Raw genomic sequence first — 16,991 nt, 5'->3', positions numbered from 1 at the left:
CATTAGGTGGGACAGTACCCTTATAAGAACGTTCGAAAAGGATTACTCTATTTGCAGCACATCCGTACTAAAAAAGAGAGCCATAAATATCAAAGGGCACTCGTATTACACAGCGTTTATAAACTCGGATAAAGCTCCAAAATTTTTTCCCTTAGCCATCGATGAGCTGGGTTTGTTGTCTGCGACTTATGCCAGGTGAGCTGAAGTACTACCTTTGGAAATGCCATTGGCAGTTTGAGCATACGTATGGGAAGTTCTTTATAATAGCTTGAAATCATCATTCTTGCTGGTACAACGCCAATTAAATCGGTTGTGCAAACCACATAGGGGAAAGACGAGAGGTGTGGGACTCGCAAACAAATATTACGCTGTAACTTTCTGGGCCTGGCTAGCCTTTCCATTGGAGAGCCCATAGGGTTTCCTCTTAATAGGGATACTTGTGGCAACGATTGGAATTTTTTTTCACTGATTGTCTCACCCACATTTTTATTATGTTTGCTGACAATAATCACAAGCTCTTCTTCTGCGATAGGCTGGTTAATATAGCTGGGGGAATTGACAGGTAGGTAGTCAATGATTAGGTCTACTTCCCCATTACTCACCATTCTGGCTGTCATTTCTGACTCATCGGGGAGTACAGTAAGCCCGATGCCGGGTGCAAATTCTCGCAGCCATTTGCAGAAGCCGGGGATCATCAGAGTTTCCACCACATCGGGCATAACGATGGAGAATTCCTGCTCTGCTTTCCGGTAATCAAAAGACGCTTGCTGGAAGCCTGAGCGGACGGTGTTGAGTGCCTGGTGAATAGAGGGGTGCAGTGCCAGTGCGCGTTCAGTGGGGCGCAATCCCCTAGCGGTCCGTATAAAAAGCTCATCTTCATAAGTAGCTCTCAACCGCTTGAGGGCAGCACTGACGGCCGGTTGGCTCATATGCAGTTTTACTGCAGCTCTGGTCAGGTTTCGCTCAATCATAAGTGCTTCAAAGACGGGAAGCAGATTTAAATCCAGTGATCTAAGATGCGTAGACATTATCAACCTGATGAATAATGCATTTAATAATTATTTATTAGACGATACATGATGTCCCTAATTATATTTATCGTCAATAGCATGAAAAACCGTAAATACTATAAAAAGTCAGGTGAAATATGTCGAACATGCATGATACGGCGGCTTTCAGAGAGCAATATAGAGCCTATGCCCATAGCCGCTATAGCGGCTGGTTCCATTTAGGGAGTATTCTACTGATCAGCCTAATCGGCGCTATTTACTGTATTTTTCAGATAAGTGAGCTGAGGTCGCATGAACTGCTAATAATTCCACTGGGAATTCTTGCTTACAACGCTGTAGAGTATGCCGCCCATCGCTGGTCTGGGCATAATAAGTTGAGATTTACCAAACTGTTTTACAAGAGGCATACTGGCGATCACCACAGTTTCTTTTCTGCGCCTCTACTGTCTTTTGAGTCAACTCGTGATTGGCGTATAGTACTGTTTCCAATCTATCTAACAGCTGTTATCACTTTTATTCTGGCACCACTTTGTGGTTTTTTTCTATCCTGGGTGGCTTCAGGTAATATGGGATATATCACAGCGGCAACCATGATATTAAATCACCTGTCTTATGAGCTAATGCATATCGGTTATCACCAACCCAAGAGTCACTGGTTTCATAAAGTGCCAGTGTTTCGTGAGTTAGCCCACTTACACAGAATTCATCATCACCGTAAACTAATGAAAGTTTATAATTTCAATTTAACTTTTCCACTATTCGACCTTTTATTAGGCACTTTCTATTGGGAGCCGCAGGATTCCTTTGACGATTTTCGCGACTGATAGCTTGTAGATTACTTGTACTTTATTACGCACTAGGTTCTGCTTTTGACCTTAATCTTCTTCCTGCAATCTTGCCAGCATTGATTTTTGGATAATTGGCACTGGCGCGTCACCAAAACTGAAGAACTCCTTATGGAAGGCCTTGAGATCATACTTTTCCCCAGGACAACGCACCACTAAAAGTGATCACTCTATTTGCGGCACATCCGCACCAAACAAAAGGGGGCCATAAATACCAAAAGGACAATCGCATTACACAGCGTTGACTTGGCCGGCATTCTTATACCAACCAAGAAATTCAACAATAAATCCTGGGGAACTAAGAGCTGAGATAATTAAGCATTGAGTTACTCCTACACTGGACAGAACACCTCACCAAAAGGTGTTCCGCTTTGTAGGCTTATCCAGCAATAGAGGGACCATAGAAGCTCGTACCACTATGTATAGGCAACATTCACATCAAAGCGATTGGTAATAAACTCGGAAAGTTGCTTAACTGAACAATTTGACTGCTTGATCGTAAACTCTTCTGCAATTTTTCGCGGATACTTAACCTTCATCCTTTGATCTTTTTCAGAGCTATATTGAAACGTTATTTTCTCTACCTTATCAAGGTCTACAGTCTTCTTTATAAAGACTCCGGTATAAACCGTTAGTGTATTCCCATTAATTTCTGCAAGTGGAAGTAATCGTATCAAAGAAAGGTATATATAAACGATAACACCTAATGAACCTAAAATCACAAAAGTCCAAAAAGTAAGATCTGACTCACCGCTCTCGGCTGAAGAGCCAAACATACGTGTAAAGATAAGAGCAACTAGTAATGCAATACCTATAATACCAAGATTGACAGTTAAGATCTTTTTCGCAGACTCACGTGAACCGAGTCCATTTCTATAAATTTTTTCCATACATCCCCCTCAAATCATTCCGTTACTTGCTATAGGCATCCACCAATTATACATGCCCAAAACCGGTATCAGTAGTGGCAGCCACCCCCCAAAAAAATACCGACAAAACGAATGAAGTTCGTCAACCAGTAAAGTAAGGACTTAAGAGGGAACTTCTATTTCCCGAAGGATTCTATTAACAGCATCGGTTTTATCCAACAAGGACAACATCTTATCATCAGATACATACCCCTTCTCCAAGTGTTTCTCTCGAACTTTAAGTGGAGCTGACCGTTTCAAGGGCGCAGGGATATCCAAATATTCAACATCCTGTCCTTGCACAGATTCTAAACAATCAATATTTGGGCTAATACTGTGCTCAATATCGCCAAAGGGGTCACTCAGTGGCATTGCCGCAGGGACTGCGGGGCTAACAAAGCTGATCTTCCTTTGCAGCATTTCAGCCTCTGACTGAATGGATGCTATCCGCTGCTCCATAATTGACTCAAATTGAGAAAACCTTTCTTTTTGATGGGCAATCTCTAGCTGCAGGACTTTAATCTCCTTTTTGTGGATCAGATTGGAAATCATCCAAGACAACGCAACCCCGCCACTTAGTAACGCAAAATAAATACCTACAATATATTCCCAGTTATTAACAACACTCTTACCTATAAATGTTATTAACTCTTCATCTGTCACGTATAGCACTCCACTTCTACACAATTTTTCTCAAGAAAGTAAGAGCCTTTGGCTCCGTCACTGATCCGGTGCTTTGAAAGTTATGGCTTCCGAAATTTCAACCTCACTCTCATAAAAATCAAAAGCAGAAATAGACAAAGAGCCTCTCAACTGAATACTGCACAGCCCTCCCCCTAAACTAAGCCGCCTAACATTCCCGGGGCTCTTTCTCTGGCCCCACACAACAATAAGGATTGCGCCACTATGAAATTAAGTTCGAATTCTTTGACCTGTAGATGACACTAACCAGCCCTTTTAGCGCGACCCATCCTGTCAATTAAGCCAGCGCTCACGAAGCCCTCAGAAATGTCAAAAATTTTAACTGGAGCCATAAACACCAGCTCCTTACCAATAGCACCACCTGTGCGGACATGCAACTTAATCCTCTCTGATGAGTTCACTTTTGAATGACTAATATGAATAATATCTTCAAAGTGGACCCTCTGCTCTCTATCCCCTTTCCGAAAAAGCAGCGATTCCCCTTCATCGTACACTTCGTCAGTCAGGCTCCACACCATCTTTTTGAAAAAAAGAAAACCAAATACAGCCATAAAAAACAGAGTAAACAAGTGGCCTAGAGATGACTCTTTAACTGCGCCCACCAAAGCAATAAGTGCGAGAAAGACAAACCACAAACCAGGAAATAGAATTTTCACAAAGAACGAATCCCCCGATATTTTCTTCATACTTCAAATACACTCAACATCAAATTTACACTTACACAACATTTTGAAAAAATTCTCTAGGGAATAAGCCGGGAGTTAAATACAGTAACTTTTTATAAATTTACTTTCAACTTCATTGGGCCACCAAAGCCTACCTTGGCGTTAGAATTATGAGAAAATACTTCTCCTATCGGCCCCATGTGAAAGGCATCATAATACCAAGGTATCAATTTATCTATATTGCTAGGATCTACGTATACGATGATAGATCTAGCTTCTTCGCTTATAGAAAATGAATCCTTAAAATGAGTTGAACCATCCCACTCTGAACCTGGCTTCATACTACTTTCTTTGCGAAAAACTTCTTCATAATCTTCATTCAACACCAATATAGTCACAAATGGAACATGCCCCAAAGCTTGGGCGAAAGTATTGAACAAGGAAATCACTTCAACTGTAGCTTTGGATTCAATTTCGGGCAAAGAAAATCCTTTGTAAAAGGAAAGTCCATTGCCGAAGTCGAATACTTTACCATCATCGCCCAACTCAAACTTATTGGTTTCACCTGGTGTCAAAAGTGTATATTCAAGTTGATCAAAAGACTGAAGCGAGCTAGAGGTAGATCTAAGCCTACTTTCATACTCACCCCTATCCGGATATATTGCACACCCTGAAATCAGAACCATCAAAAAGACAAAGATCCTTTTCATTTTTTTGCCTGCCAACCTTTATTATATGTAATTATAGCCTAGACATATTAATAGTTAATTTATACCGCGCACCTATATTTCACTCTGCTTATTCCCCTAAATCAATCCATAGCAATATAAACGAAGAACACCAAGAGCGATTCCATTACGTGAATATATAGCCACTATTTCAGGACCATCCACTCTCGATCATATTGCCATCCACTAAAAAGTCAATCAGCCACCCCTTCACTAAAGTATTCAACATCTTGTTATAAGTCTAATAAACCAAAGAAATGGAAAATGCGAGACTTGAAGTCAATTCGTATAAGTAGAGGCGCCAATTGATAATGACTATTGTAAATATAAAACCGAAGCAAGCACAGACAAGACAGGATCAGACAAAGCTTATAAATCAGCAGGCAGCCCCCTACCCGCTGATCCAAAACGCCACCCGCAAACAGGAAATGACCCAGTACTAAAAAGAACGCCCCAAAATCCGCTTGGCAGCATCCATCGCAAAATCCTTATAGTCCGCCTCTACTTGCGCCATCTCCAACTCATACTTGAACTGTTCTTTACGCGGCAGTTCTTTCCAGTCTTTGAGAATTGGGATATGACTGGTTTTCTCTGCGATGGTGTAGAAGGCCACAAACTCTTCACGCACTTTATCTTCCACCTGAAGTGCATCCAAAAGAACGCGAATACGAATCGAGGCTTCGGTAAGCCCTACTCCATCATCCAACAGGGTGCGGGCAATAATCTGGATGCTGTCGTTTACTCTTTCGCGCTGATCTTCGGCAGCTTGCTCTAGCTCCGCCAGTTGTTCAGCTTGTTTCTTTTGCGCTATTGATAGTTTGCGCAGATAGTAGCCAGCCACAATAGCGAGAGCAAAAATGATTACTGCTGCAAGAATAAGCAGCCAGGTTGGGAAAACGGTCATTAAAAGTACACCTTAAGCAATGCCAGCCCGATACTGGCAGTAACAACAGAAAGCAATGTGCTGAGCCCCACAATATTCGCCGTAAGCTGGCTGTTCCCGCCCATCGCATGGGCCATTACAAAGGCCGAGATCGCACAGGGAGCACCCTTCATCAGGATCAAATATCCCAAGTACTCAGGGCTCATGCCCAATGCCAAACCAATCAACAGGCAGACAATCGGGGCAACAACCAGTTTAAGTAATGAGGCCGCCAGCGCCGTAGGGGAACTGCGCATCAGTGTTCGCATTTTCATGCTGGCACCAATACAAATAAGCCCCAATGGCAAGCCCACAGATGCGAGATACTGAATGGTATCGTGCAGCACCTCCGGCAACCTTACAGCCAACAAACGGCACACAATGGCTGCGATTACACCGAGGATAAGAGGGTTCTTGACCAGCTCCCACAGCATCACCCGCCAGCCAAATTTTCTGTCCTTATTGTAAAGCACGAAAAGAGCGACGGCGATAACATTAAACTGAATCGTAAGTGCCGCGACCAACCCTGCGGAATTGGAAACACCCTCACTTCCGTAGGCTTTTTCGATCCAGGCAAGGCCGACAATCGCCACATTTCCACGAAAGGCTCCCTGGATAAATGCACTGCGATCCATTGGCGCTACCGGCCGTGCCAGCAACCATGCCAACGGGAGCATTACAAAAGTGCCGAGAACCCCTGCTACCAGTAGGTCTATTTCTTGCGCGGGGCTGGTATCCGAGGAATAGATATTAATAAAAAGCAATGCAGGCAAGGCTACGTGGAAAACAAGCCTTGAAGCATCATCAATAAAACTGTCCCGAACTATCCCTTTATACTTGAGCAGGTATCCGCCAATAATCATCAGGAAAATCGGCCCTGTGACTGATAGCGCGAATACAAGATTTTCCATAAAAAGTTATTCTTCCGCAGCAGTTTCCTCAGCCTGTGGCAATCCCTTTACCTCAGGCTGATCCGCTCGTTCCCTTAAGTCCGCAGAGATCTGTTTACGGGTTTTAGCACCCAGCTTACGTAAGCTGTCGATACGCTTCACCGCGTTGCCACGGCCTGTCGCCAGTCGCTTGTAGGTCTGCTGGTAGGCGTCATCCGCTTGGCGCAGGCGGTCACCAAGAACATCCAGTGATTCCAGCACCATAGCAAACTGATCGTGCAGCTTGCCGGCTTCGTCAGCGATTTTTTCCGCGTTCTTGTTTTGTTTCTCGTAGCGCCAGATATTCTCGACGGTGCGCAGGGTCGCCATCAGGCTGGTGGGGCTCACCAGGACAATTTGCTTCTCATACGCGAAACGGAACAGGTCCGGGTCCGCTTGCATAGCCAACATATACGCAGCTTCAATGGGCACGAAAATAAAGACGAAATCCAGGGTGCGCACACCCTCCAGCTGCTCGTAGGCTTTCTTGTTAAGGCCGGTGATATGGGCGCGCAGGGAATTCACATGCTGTTTCAGGGCTTGGGTGCGCTCCTCATCGGTTTCCGCCGAGCTGTAACGTTCGTAATCAACCAGGGAGACCTTAGAATCGATAATCAGGTCTTTGTTTTCCGGCAGGCGCACAATCACATCCGGCTGGCGCCTGCGGCCATCGCTCGTCAGGGTTACTTGTGTTTCGTACTCGCGACCCTTCTGCAAGCCGGACTCTTCCAGCAAACGCTCAAGCACCACTTCACCCCAGTTACCCTGGATCTTGCGATCTCCCTTCAGGGCCGAAGTCAGGTTCAGGGCCTCATCGCTGATGCGCTGGGTTTGCTCGCGCAACGCTTTGATCTGCCCCAGCAGGCTATTGCGCTCGGCATTTTCACGATCATAGACATGCTCCACCCGCTTGCGGAAATCCCCCAGCTGGCGCTCCAGCGGATCGAGACTTTTGCGCAGGCTGTCTTCACTGCGGCGCACGAAGCTCTGCTGCTTCTCTTCAAAAATCCGGTTGGCCAGATTCTCGAACTGCTCACCCATGGCAATACGCATTTGCTCCATCAGCTTGCGCTGCTCCGCCAGGGCCGCCTCCCCTTTTTCTACCAACACTTGGCTTCTCGTGAGCTGTTGCAGCTTGTCCGCCAGCTCGGTACGCAGGGATTCCACCTCAACCCCAAGCTGGGACTCCCGCTCGCGGCTGCTTTCGATACGCGCCTGGGCCACCTGCAAAGCGGCTTCGCTCTGCAATAAAGCGCGGCGGCTACTGGCTCGCGCCAACCAAAACACCAAGCCCAACAGAAACAAGATGGCAACAGCCGCCATCACCGCGTGATCGGCATTCAATTGCAGCGGGAACGCTGGCATAGAGTGGTACTCCCAGACCTGGAAAGAGATGGATAAATCAGGATTTTGCCAGGGGCCTCGCCCGCTGGCCTGCCCGGGATACCACCCAGGCGAAGGCGCCATTCTACCAGCTTGCCCCTGGAAAGTACCCCGCGCCAGCCCGGCCGATAACCTCAGTAACAAGGGATAGGTTTGCGCCCGAGAAGACCCAGCGGGAATTTTTACGGGGTTTTAGGTATTCTTGGAGGATTGGTTTCGATGTTGGTACTCCAGAACGCATGCACAAACACAGCGCCCACCCAGATAGCCCAGCTCCCAGCGCCCTGATCTTTGATTCCGGCGTGGGCGCCATCAGCATTGCGCGGGAGATCCGCCGCCTGATGCCGGGCCTGACCTTGCACCTGGGTGTGGACAACGGCTTTTATCCCTACGGCAATAAAAGGGAAGAGGAGCTGCGCCCACGGATCGTCCAGCAGGCTCAGGCCATGATGCAGCACTGCGGGGCCGATATTTTAGTGGTGGGCTGCAATACCGCCAGCACCTTGGCCTTGCCCCAGCTGCGCGAATCACTGAAGAAACCCGTAGTGGGCGTTGTGCCCGCGGTGAAACCCGCCGCTGCCGCCAGCCGTTCCCGCACTATTGCCCTGATTGCCACCGAGGGCACCGTCAATCGCCGCTACACCCGCGAGCTGATCGAGCAATTTGCCAACGGCAACCGGGTAATTAATGTGCCCGCACCGGAGTTGGTGCATCTGGCGGAAAGCAAACTGCGCGGCGAAGCCATCACCGCAGAGGATTTGGAGCCGGTATTACACCGCGTATTCCACACCGCCGGTGGCGACCAAGTGGATATTGCCGTATTGGCCTGCACTCACTTTCCCCTGCTGCGGGAAGAACTGGACCAGTTCGCCCCACGCTCAATCCAATGGCTGGATTCCGGCGAAGCCATCGCCCGGCGCGTACGCTGGTGGTTGGAAGAACTTGAGTTGATGCTGCCGGATGCCCCAAATACTGGCCGCCTGATCACCAGCACGGTTGACCTAACCGGCAATATAGAAAGGGCCTTCCACGAGTTCGCTCCAGTTGCCGAACCCCTCGCACCTAACCCCTAACAACAAGCCATTAAATGATGAGAACCGCGCAACAGAGTTGACAGCTCCGTCACAAACCGCGACCGTTCCCCGAATAACAAGCCCTAACCGGTACCCGAATTCATGCTGAAGCCGGCATTTCCCGCTCTCGAAATATTTGCGCAGCTGCCCCCCGGAGGACTGCTGCTCACCCCCAACAACCGTCTGCGCAACCGCTGCCAACAGGTGTTTGCCGCGCAGCAGTCGCCCGGTGCCTGCTGGATGCCGCCGCCGGTGGAGTCCCTGCGAAGCTGGCTGGACAAGCTCTGGTTCCAGCTGCAACAGCGCAACTGGCAGCCCGCCTTGCAGCAGATATTGAATCGCGAGCAACGGCAGTTACTCTGGCAGCGCGCCCTGGATGAATCCCTGGACCGGCAACTGCTCAACAGCCAACAACTGTGCCGAGATGCCGATAGCGCCCTGGCGCAGCTACTCCAATGGCAGCTGATTTCCGATCTCTCGCAAACAGATGAAGCGCTAACTCCCCTACTGGAGCAGTTCGCACTCTCTATGCGCAGCGACGAACTGCCGCTGTGCGCCATGATTAAGGCCTTTGCTACTGAGCTTCAGGCCCACAGCGCCATCACGCCAGACCAGCGCGATCAATTGATCCTGCGCGCATTCCAGGAAGGCATTCTGGAACCCCTGCCGCAAATTGATACCGCCGGCTTTGCCCAGATTTCGCCCCTCGCCAATGCCCTGATTCACGCAGGTGCAACAGCCGTTAATGAAAGGCCGGGACTTACCCAGCAGAGCGAGCTGTCCGTAGCCGCCTGCGCCGATTTGGATGAAGAACTCTATCAGGCAGCCCTTTGGGCCGGGCAGAAACTCGCTGAAAACCCCGGCCACAGCGTCGGCATAGTGGTGAATAATCTGGGCCAGTGCCGCACCCAGGTGGAAGCGGTATTTTCCCGCGTGCTCGAACCCCAATACCTGGACCCCCAGCAACCGCGCTACACACTGCCGTTTAACTTCTCTGCCGGTACGCCGCTGGCGCAAACACCAGTCGGCAGCGCCGCCTTACAATTGCTATCGCTACTGCAAGACGAATGGGATTACCCCCAATTGCAAAATATCCTGTTCAGCCCCTTCTGGGGTGACGACAGTGAAACCTGGCTGCGCAGCGCCCTATTCCGCCGTTTACAAAAACTGGAACTTCGCCGCATCGACGGCGCCACCCTGCGCTACTGGGCCGAGCGCACCGCAGAAGTGCTCCACCTGGAATCGCCGCAACTACCCCGCCAGCTGGAACAAATGGCCGAACGCGCCCGGCGCTGGCAGCGAGCCCCCGCAGAAATTTGGGCTGCGCGTTTTTCCGAAACACTTAGCGCATTAAATTGGCCCGGCAACCGCAACCCGGACAGCCAGGAATACCAGCAGCTGATGCAGTGGGAATCCATCCTGGAAGAGTTCGCCGCACTCAGCGCCTGCGGTGGCAACCTTACCCTCACCCAGGCCCTGCAATTGCTGCGTCAGATTGCCAGCCGCACCCCCTTCCAGGCGGAAACCCGCGATGGCCCCCTGCAAATTCTCGGGGTACTGGAAGCCGGCGGCCTCGCTTTCGATCACCTGCGCCTGGTCGGCTTCGGCCAACAGCAATGGCCACCGGCACCGGCGCCCAATCCGCTGTTGCCAATTCAATGGCAAAAACACTGGAAGATGCCCCGCGCCAGCGCCGAGCGGGAATTGGAACTGGCCCGCGAACTCACCGCCGACCTGCTCAATGCCAGCGGCGATATCGTCGTGAGTTACACCTGTGAAGAAGACGGTGTGCAGCAAGGCCTGAGCAGCTTGTTTGAAAGCCCGCAACAAGCCCAACACTTTGCCGCGGGCGCCCTGCACAATCACTACAACCAACTGGCGCAAGCCTGTCAGCTGGAAAAAATCGAAGACAAAAAGCTACCGCCACTCACCCCCGCCGAATGCGAACGGGTGCGCGGCGGTGCCTCAGTGCTCAAGGCCCAAGCCCTGTCCCCGTTAAATGCGCAATTGCGCTTCCGCCTCGGCGCCAGTAATTTTACCCAACCGGATATCGGCCTCGGCCCCGCCGAGCGCGGTAATGTGGTGCACCAGGTGCTGGCGGAATTCTGGCAACAGTGTGGCACCCTCACACAACTGCAAGCCATGGACGATGAGCAACGCCAAGCGCAAATCGAGCGCACGGTGGAGCGCTCCCTCGGCAGTGTGCGCAAAAAATACAATCACCTGCCGATCGGATTTTGGGCCATGGAAAAGCAGCGCCTGGAGCGCCTGCTGCAACAATGGCTGTCCGTGGAACTGGACAGGCCCAACTTCTCCGTAGAAAAAGTCGAATGGGAACAAGCCGTGGAAATCGGCGGGCTGCACTTTAACCTGCGCCTGGACCGGCTGGACCAACTCGCCAGCGGCGAACAATTGGTAATCGATTACAAAACCGGCGTCCCCAGTATTCGCGACTGGCTTACCCAGCGTATCCGCGAACCCCAGCTGCCGCTCTACGCCTTGTTCCAACCGGACGCCCACGCCATCGCCTTCGGCCAGGTGCGCAACGGCGACTGCAAATGGAATGGCTGCGGAGATCTGGAGCACCCCATCACCGGCATTAAAGCCGTGGGCGATACGGAAAAGGAATCCCCCTACGGCACTTGGAGCAATCTGGTGGAGCACTGGCGCTACAGCCTGGAATCCCTCGCCACCGAATATCGCAGTGGTGTAGCCACCCTCGCCTTTGATCGCCCCACCGACAACAACAGTGAACTCTGGCCCCTAAACCGCTGGCCGGAAAGGGAGCAAATAACCGAATGAACGAAGTCGTGACCACTCCCGCCCTGCGCCGCCCCATTGATGCCGACGCCCGCAGCCAAGCCCTGGACATCAGCCGCAGCTTTGCCGTGTCCGCCCCGGCGGGCTCCGGTAAAACCGGCCTGCTCACCCAGCGCGTATTAAAGTTGCTCGCCGCCTGCCAGCAACCGGAAGAAGTGCTGGCCATTACCTTCACTCGCAAAGCCGCCGGTGAAATGCGCGAGCGCCTGATCGACGCCCTGCACAGCGCCCGCGACCAAGCCCGGCCAGATAACCCCCACGATGCCATCACCTGGGATTTGGCCCGCGCCCTGCTGGAGCGGGATCGCGAGCTGGAATGGGAACTACTGCAAACACCCCAGCGCTTGCGCATTCAAACCATCGACGGCCTCTGCCGCAGCCTCGCCAGCCAACTGCCGATCGAAAGCGGCCTGGGCGCACCGGGCGAACCCCTGGAGCGCACCCAAATTGCCTTCGAACTGGCCGTAGTGAACCTGCTCAAACATCTCGATGGCGAAACCCCAGACGCAGACCTACAGCAACTACTGCTCCACCTGGACAACGACCTGGGCCAACTCAATAAGCTGCTGCGTATTTTGCTGGACAAGCGCGAGCAATGGCTCGGCCCACTTTTGAGCGTTAACTTCGATGGCGCCCAGGACTATTTCCATTTTGTCATCGACGAACTGGTAGCAGAAAAACTGCAAGATCTCACCACAGCCCTCGGCAGTTACGCCGGGGAACTGCTGGAGCTGGCCAGTTATGCCGGCGGCAATTTACAAAAGGAAAACCCCAGCCACGGCCTGTGCCTCTTCGCCGAACTGGACGATTTCCCCAGCACAGATAGCAGCGGTCTGCCCGCCTGGCTCGCCCTCGGCAGCCTGCTCCTCACCACCACCGGTGATCTGCGCAAAGGCGGCGGCATCAATAAAAAACTCGGTTTTGGCCTGCCGGATAAAAAAGATCCCGAGCGCCCCATCGCCGAAGAATACAAACAGCGCATGAAAGACCTGCTGGCAGAACTGGCCGGCAACGAACCACTGCTCTCCGCCCTGCGAGAAGTGGGCAAGCTCCCCAGCGGACTGCAACAGAGCCAATGGCAACTGCTGCAAGGGCTCGCCCAGGTACTGCCCAAGTTAGTCGCCGAATTAAAGCTGGTATTCCAACAGCTGGGCGCCACCGACTATACCGAAGTGGCCCAAGCCGCACTGATCGCCCTGGGCGATAGCGATAACCCCACAGACCTGGCCCTAAAACTGGACCTACAAACCCAGCATATTCTGGTGGACGAGTTCCAGGACACCTCCCATACCCAGCTACAACTGCTGGAAAAACTCACTGCCGGCTGGCAGCAGGGAGACGGCCGTACCTTATTTATTGTCGGCGATGGCATGCAGTCCTGTTACGGCTTCCGCAATGCCAACGTGGGTATTTTCCTGGATGCGCGCAAACGCGGTATCGGTGAAGTGCCCCTGGAAGCCCTCGATCTCCAGGTAAATTTCCGCTCCGAAAGCGCAGTGGTGAACTGGGTCAACGAGACTTTCCAAAGGGCCTTCCCGCAAGCGGACAATATCGGTCGCGGCGCCGTACGCTATCTGCAATCCGAAGCTTTTAAAGGCAGCAAATGGGCCGAGCCCTCGGTGAATTTTTACGGCTGCATTGATGACGAAGACCGCAACCGTGAAGCCACCCAAGCGGTTGAACTGGTGCAGCAATTACAAGCGCAAGATCCAGAAAGCCGTATCGCCATTCTGGTGCGCAAGAAAAAACACCTGCAAAAAATTCTGCAGGCCCTAAGCGCCGCCAATATCGCCTTCCAGGCCCCAGAGCTGGCGCCACTCGCCAGTAAAATGGTGGTGTTAGATTTACTCAGCCTCACCCGCGCCCTGCTCGACCCCAGCGACCGAATCAGTTGGCTGGCCGTACTCCGCGCCCCCTGGTGCGGACTGCAACTGCCAGACCTTTACACCCTGGCCAACTGGGGCAATGGGGATATCACCGTAACCGACACCAGCGCGCGCCCACTATTAATGGCCTTGCAGGAAGTGGACGATATCGCCCTGCTCAGCAATGAAGGGCGCACGCGCCTGACCCAAGTGGCCCCCAAACTGCTGCACGCCTGGCAACAGCGCGGCCGCAAACCCCTGCGCACCTGGATTGAAGGCCTCTGGCTGGAACTGGGCGGCCCCGCCACCGTTGCGCAAAAATCTGACTTAAATAATGTGCAGGATTTTCTGCAATTATTAGAAGCCTTCGATACCGGCGGAGCCATTACCGACTGGCAACAGTTCACCCTCGCCCTGGAACAGCTCTACGCCCGCCCCGCCCAGGATGCCAAAGTGCAGGTGATGACCATTCACAAATCCAAAGGGCTGGAGTTCGAACACGTACTGATCCCAGGCCTCGACCAAGGCGGCAAACCCGGCAGCGACCAACTGCTGCGCTGGAGCGAATGGCTCAACCGCGAAGGCGAAAGCCGCTTCCTGCTCGCCCCCAAAAATGCGCGCGGCGGCCGCGACCCGGTATTTGAATACCTGAAGCACGACAACAGCGAGCGCGAACGCCTGGAAGGCACCCGACTGCTGTATGTAGGTTGCACCCGCGCCATCCGCTCGCTGCACCTTTTGGCCTGTATCAACCGGGATGAAAAAAAGGGTCACCTAAAAGCCCCCGGCAGCGCCGCCCTACTCGCCGGCATTTGGCCCAGCGTTCTGCACCATCAGGAAAGCGACTGGTGCCACTGGCTGGAAGCGGAAGAACCCCTGCTCAACCAGGAAGAAGCCAGCAGAGATCACGACTACCTACTGCGCCTACCCAACCAATGGCAACCCCAAGCCATGCCCCGGCAGGAATGGCTGGCCCAATACCGCATGCCAGACTACCAACCCAAAACAGAGGAAGAAGACAATATTCCCGAACTGGGCCAGGTAGCCCTGCGCTGGTTAAAACACGCCGGCACCGTAGCCCACGAAACCCTGGCCACCATTGCCGAGACCAATAATAACGACTGGACACCCACCAAACTGGAAGCCCAACGCCCCCTATGGCAACTGCGCCTGAAACAATTAGGGCTATCCGCCACCAGCCTGGACCGCGCTGCCGAGAAAGTGGAGATCGCCGTACGCAACAGCCTCAGCTGCCCCACCGGCCGCTGGCTATTGGATGGCTCACTGAGAGAGTCCGCCTGCGAGCTGGAACTGCACAGCGGTGGCCGACAGTTAAGACGCTCCATTGTGGACCGCACTTTTATCGATAATGAAGGTACCCGCTGGATTGTCGATTACAAAACGGCGGAGCCCAGTGGTGAAGAAAGCCAGGAAGAGTTTATTGCAGCTCAGCTGGAGCAGTATCGGAATCAGTTGGAGAATTACCGCAAGCTTTTCTATGCGCGGGGGGAGCGGAATATTCGGTGTGCTTTGTATTTTCCGCTGATGCAGAGGTTGGTGGAGTTGGATTAGAGCGAATTTAGTAAAGTACAGGGCGTGCACCTGTACTTTTTATAAAGCAACTAAAAGTAATTTATATTTAAAGCTACTCAGTTTTAGCAGAAATTGTCCGCAAGAGCTTTGTGGCCCTACCGTCAATGACTTCATTTCTTAAATATTTCCCCAAAAAAATCCATTAGTAATTTATTCCAGAAATGGCAAGATCTGACACCCGTAGTTACAATAAAGCCTATGTGTCAAAATGGTTATCTGGTTTCACTAGTTGAGTGCGCATCAAAATTAGTACTTGCACACAGAGTACCAAATAAGAGTAAAAGGATAGTCATGCAAATTGTTGGAGCATTATTAATCCGTCCACGAAACCCTATCAGTCTTGAGAGCAAGGACTGAATTAAAACACTAACGGCTTATTACTGCATTCCTTTCCGAATAGAGTGGAAATTGGCAAGATACCCAAAAGCCGTATTGGTTATACAAAGTGTCGAATAAACTCTCAACCAAAGAGAATGCTAAATTAGTTTATCCAACTGAAATTCTTGATGAGCAAGCATGCTTTGCTTATGTTGACAACCCAGGAGCTTAATTATTTTTTGGGTATTGAGCCTCAAACTCAAGATATATATCAGAAAACCTGTATACTTTACGATATTTGCACAGGACTTAAGCTCATTTAGCCATGAAAAATAGCGGTTTATTTTCTTGGCTAAATCCTAATTATACCTATCAGGGGATGCTTTAGATGCCAATAAATATTTAGTTCATTGACAAAGAAACGAGGCATGTATAAGTTGGTTGGCGCATAATAAATCAAAAGGAATGCATTATGAAAATAAAAAATATATCTGTATTGTGCGCACTTGTTTTTACGCTTTCGCAAATGACTTATGCTGAGGAGTCTAGCGAATCTACTGAACCAACCACTAACGCAGCCTGTGGCTCAGCGCCACCTTTCTGGGACCCAAGATGCTGGGACCGATTGTAATTAGCCTTTCTATTCAGGGGGGCTCCCTCCTGAATAGAAAATCGATTGTCATTCTGTAATTTTATTTAGCTTTAATTTCAATTAGGATCTCTCCAATCCCTACGGCTTAGTACTGATTATTAAACAAGCATCTTGTAGTGACTCGCTAAATGTGGCTACTTGGTTTAGATTGGTATTATAACGCTCAACAGATTTTAGACATACAGAGTAGTCAGGCCCCTTATCTTCATACATCTGCTTGAGATTTTTCCCAAAATTTTCAGTCTAAATTATAATTTGACCGGCATTGTTTCGTGTTTCTGCGCCTTCAGACTCTAATTCTTCCTATATTTTTTGTAACTCGATTTCATTCAGGCGTATCAAGTTTAAAACATCGGCGATATCAAGCACAATAATAGCTTCTGTAAACATTCTGCTAGGTTATCAAGCAATATACAAAATGTGGAAACAGGCATATTTCAACTTAGTCGAATCGTGCAATTAAAACACTAACTATTCAATGAGAAATTGATAGTTCCAATATGAACACATAGAAATTATAGGCGCAAAAATTGTCTTATTAAAATTAATTAGGTTTTTCTAAGCATCAATTCTGCGTA

Annotated in this window: 12 protein-coding genes; 4 read left to right on the top strand and 8 right to left on the bottom strand. The window is 50.6% G+C overall.

Translation table 11 applies throughout. The features are described 5' to 3' along the window. Positions 1-116 precede the first annotated feature (116 nt). Positions 117-1,028: a LysR substrate-binding domain-containing protein gene (locus ACJJI6_RS04230; protein WP_475712580.1), complete on the bottom strand. Its 912-nt coding sequence runs from the start codon at positions 1,026-1,028 to the stop codon at positions 117-119. 119 nt (positions 1,029-1,147) lie between these two features. Between ACJJI6_RS04230 and ACJJI6_RS04225 the strand changes: the two genes are divergently transcribed. Then, positions 1,148-1,834 carry a sterol desaturase family protein gene (locus ACJJI6_RS04225; protein ID WP_475712579.1) on the top strand — a complete coding sequence of 229 codons (687 nt, stop codon included), beginning with the start codon at positions 1,148-1,150 and terminating at the stop codon, positions 1,832-1,834. A 437-nt stretch (positions 1,835-2,271) separates the two neighbouring features. Here the strand turns inward: ACJJI6_RS04225 and ACJJI6_RS04220 are convergent, their stop codons facing one another. The 7 genes from ACJJI6_RS04220 to ACJJI6_RS04190 form a co-directional block, all read right to left on the bottom strand. Beyond that, positions 2,272-2,745 carry a hypothetical protein gene (locus ACJJI6_RS04220; protein WP_475712578.1) on the bottom strand — a complete coding sequence of 158 codons (474 nt, stop codon included), beginning with the start codon at positions 2,743-2,745 and terminating at the stop codon, positions 2,272-2,274. Positions 2,746-2,886: 141 nt separating this feature from the next. Continuing rightward, positions 2,887-3,426, bottom strand: a complete 540-nt coding sequence (locus ACJJI6_RS04215; RefSeq protein ID WP_475712577.1) for a hypothetical protein — start codon at positions 3,424-3,426, stop codon at positions 2,887-2,889. A gap of 281 nt (positions 3,427-3,707) precedes the next feature. Next, positions 3,708-4,151 carry a hypothetical protein gene (locus ACJJI6_RS04210; RefSeq protein ID WP_475712576.1) on the bottom strand — a complete coding sequence of 148 codons (444 nt, stop codon included), beginning with the start codon at positions 4,149-4,151 and terminating at the stop codon, positions 3,708-3,710. 92 nt (positions 4,152-4,243) lie between these two features. Continuing rightward, positions 4,244-4,840: a hypothetical protein gene (locus ACJJI6_RS04205; RefSeq protein WP_475712575.1), complete on the bottom strand. Its 597-nt coding sequence runs from the start codon at positions 4,838-4,840 to the stop codon at positions 4,244-4,246. A 457-nt stretch (positions 4,841-5,297) separates the two neighbouring features. Beyond that, positions 5,298-5,762, bottom strand: coding sequence for a DUF2489 domain-containing protein (locus ACJJI6_RS04200; protein WP_475712574.1), 465 nt, complete (start codon positions 5,760-5,762; stop codon positions 5,298-5,300). Then, positions 5,762-6,691, bottom strand: a complete 930-nt coding sequence (locus ACJJI6_RS04195) for an AEC family transporter (RefSeq protein WP_475712573.1) — start codon at positions 6,689-6,691, stop codon at positions 5,762-5,764. Before ACJJI6_RS04195 ends, ACJJI6_RS04200 begins: the two co-directional genes overlap by 1 nt. Positions 6,692-6,697: 6 nt before the next feature. Then, the gene (locus tag ACJJI6_RS04190) at positions 6,698-8,176 is read right to left on the bottom strand and encodes a DNA recombination protein RmuC (protein ID WP_475712572.1); all 1,479 of its coding nucleotides are present in this window, start codon (positions 8,174-8,176) and stop codon (positions 6,698-6,700) included. Between the two features lie 155 nt (positions 8,177-8,331). Between ACJJI6_RS04190 and murI the strand changes: the two genes are divergently transcribed. The 3 genes from murI to ACJJI6_RS04175 all read left to right on the top strand — a co-directional run bounded on the left by murI (position 8,332) and on the right by ACJJI6_RS04175 (position 15,422). Further along, on the top strand, positions 8,332-9,165 hold the full coding sequence (gene murI, locus ACJJI6_RS04185) for a glutamate racemase (protein WP_475712571.1): 834 nt from the start codon (positions 8,332-8,334) through the stop codon (positions 9,163-9,165). A gap of 102 nt (positions 9,166-9,267) precedes the next feature. Next, entirely contained in the window at positions 9,268-11,967 is a 2,700-nt protein-coding gene (locus tag ACJJI6_RS04180; protein WP_475712570.1) for a PD-(D/E)XK nuclease family protein, read from the top strand. Further along, a complete protein-coding gene (locus ACJJI6_RS04175) occupies positions 11,964-15,422 on the top strand; it encodes a UvrD-helicase domain-containing protein (protein WP_475712569.1) in 3,459 nt (1,152 codons plus the stop codon). The genes ACJJI6_RS04180 and ACJJI6_RS04175 overlap by 4 nt, the downstream gene beginning before the upstream one ends. Positions 15,423-16,991: the final 1,569 nt, after the last annotated feature.

This window comes from Microbulbifer maximicatervae (SeqCode) (assembly GCF_056232625.1).
The sequence above is the reverse complement of the archived record's forward strand: the minus strand, read 5'-3'. Positions and strand labels throughout refer to the sequence as shown.

Coding starts and splice junctions, on each gene's coding strand:
- ACJJI6_RS04230 (WP_475712580.1), bottom strand. CDS start 1,028: ATGTCTACGCATCTTAGATCACTGGATTTAAATCTGCTTCCCGTCTTT.
- ACJJI6_RS04225 (WP_475712579.1), top strand. CDS start 1,148: ATGTCGAACATGCATGATACGGCGGCTTTCAGAGAGCAATATAGAGCC.
- ACJJI6_RS04220 (WP_475712578.1), bottom strand. CDS start 2,745: ATGGAAAAAATTTATAGAAATGGACTCGGTTCACGTGAGTCTGCGAAA.
- ACJJI6_RS04210 (WP_475712576.1), bottom strand. CDS start 4,151: ATGAAGAAAATATCGGGGGATTCGTTCTTTGTGAAAATTCTATTTCCT.
- ACJJI6_RS04205 (WP_475712575.1), bottom strand. CDS start 4,840: ATGAAAAGGATCTTTGTCTTTTTGATGGTTCTGATTTCAGGGTGTGCA.
- ACJJI6_RS04200 (WP_475712574.1), bottom strand. CDS start 5,762: ATGACCGTTTTCCCAACCTGGCTGCTTATTCTTGCAGCAGTAATCATT.
- ACJJI6_RS04195 (WP_475712573.1), bottom strand. CDS start 6,691: ATGGAAAATCTTGTATTCGCGCTATCAGTCACAGGGCCGATTTTCCTG.
- ACJJI6_RS04190 (WP_475712572.1), bottom strand. CDS start 8,176: ATGGCGCCTTCGCCTGGGTGGTATCCCGGGCAGGCCAGCGGGCGAGGC.
- murI (WP_475712571.1), top strand. CDS start 8,332: ATGCACAAACACAGCGCCCACCCAGATAGCCCAGCTCCCAGCGCCCTG.
- ACJJI6_RS04180 (WP_475712570.1), top strand. CDS start 9,268: ATGCTGAAGCCGGCATTTCCCGCTCTCGAAATATTTGCGCAGCTGCCC.
- ACJJI6_RS04175 (WP_475712569.1), top strand. CDS start 11,964: ATGAACGAAGTCGTGACCACTCCCGCCCTGCGCCGCCCCATTGATGCC.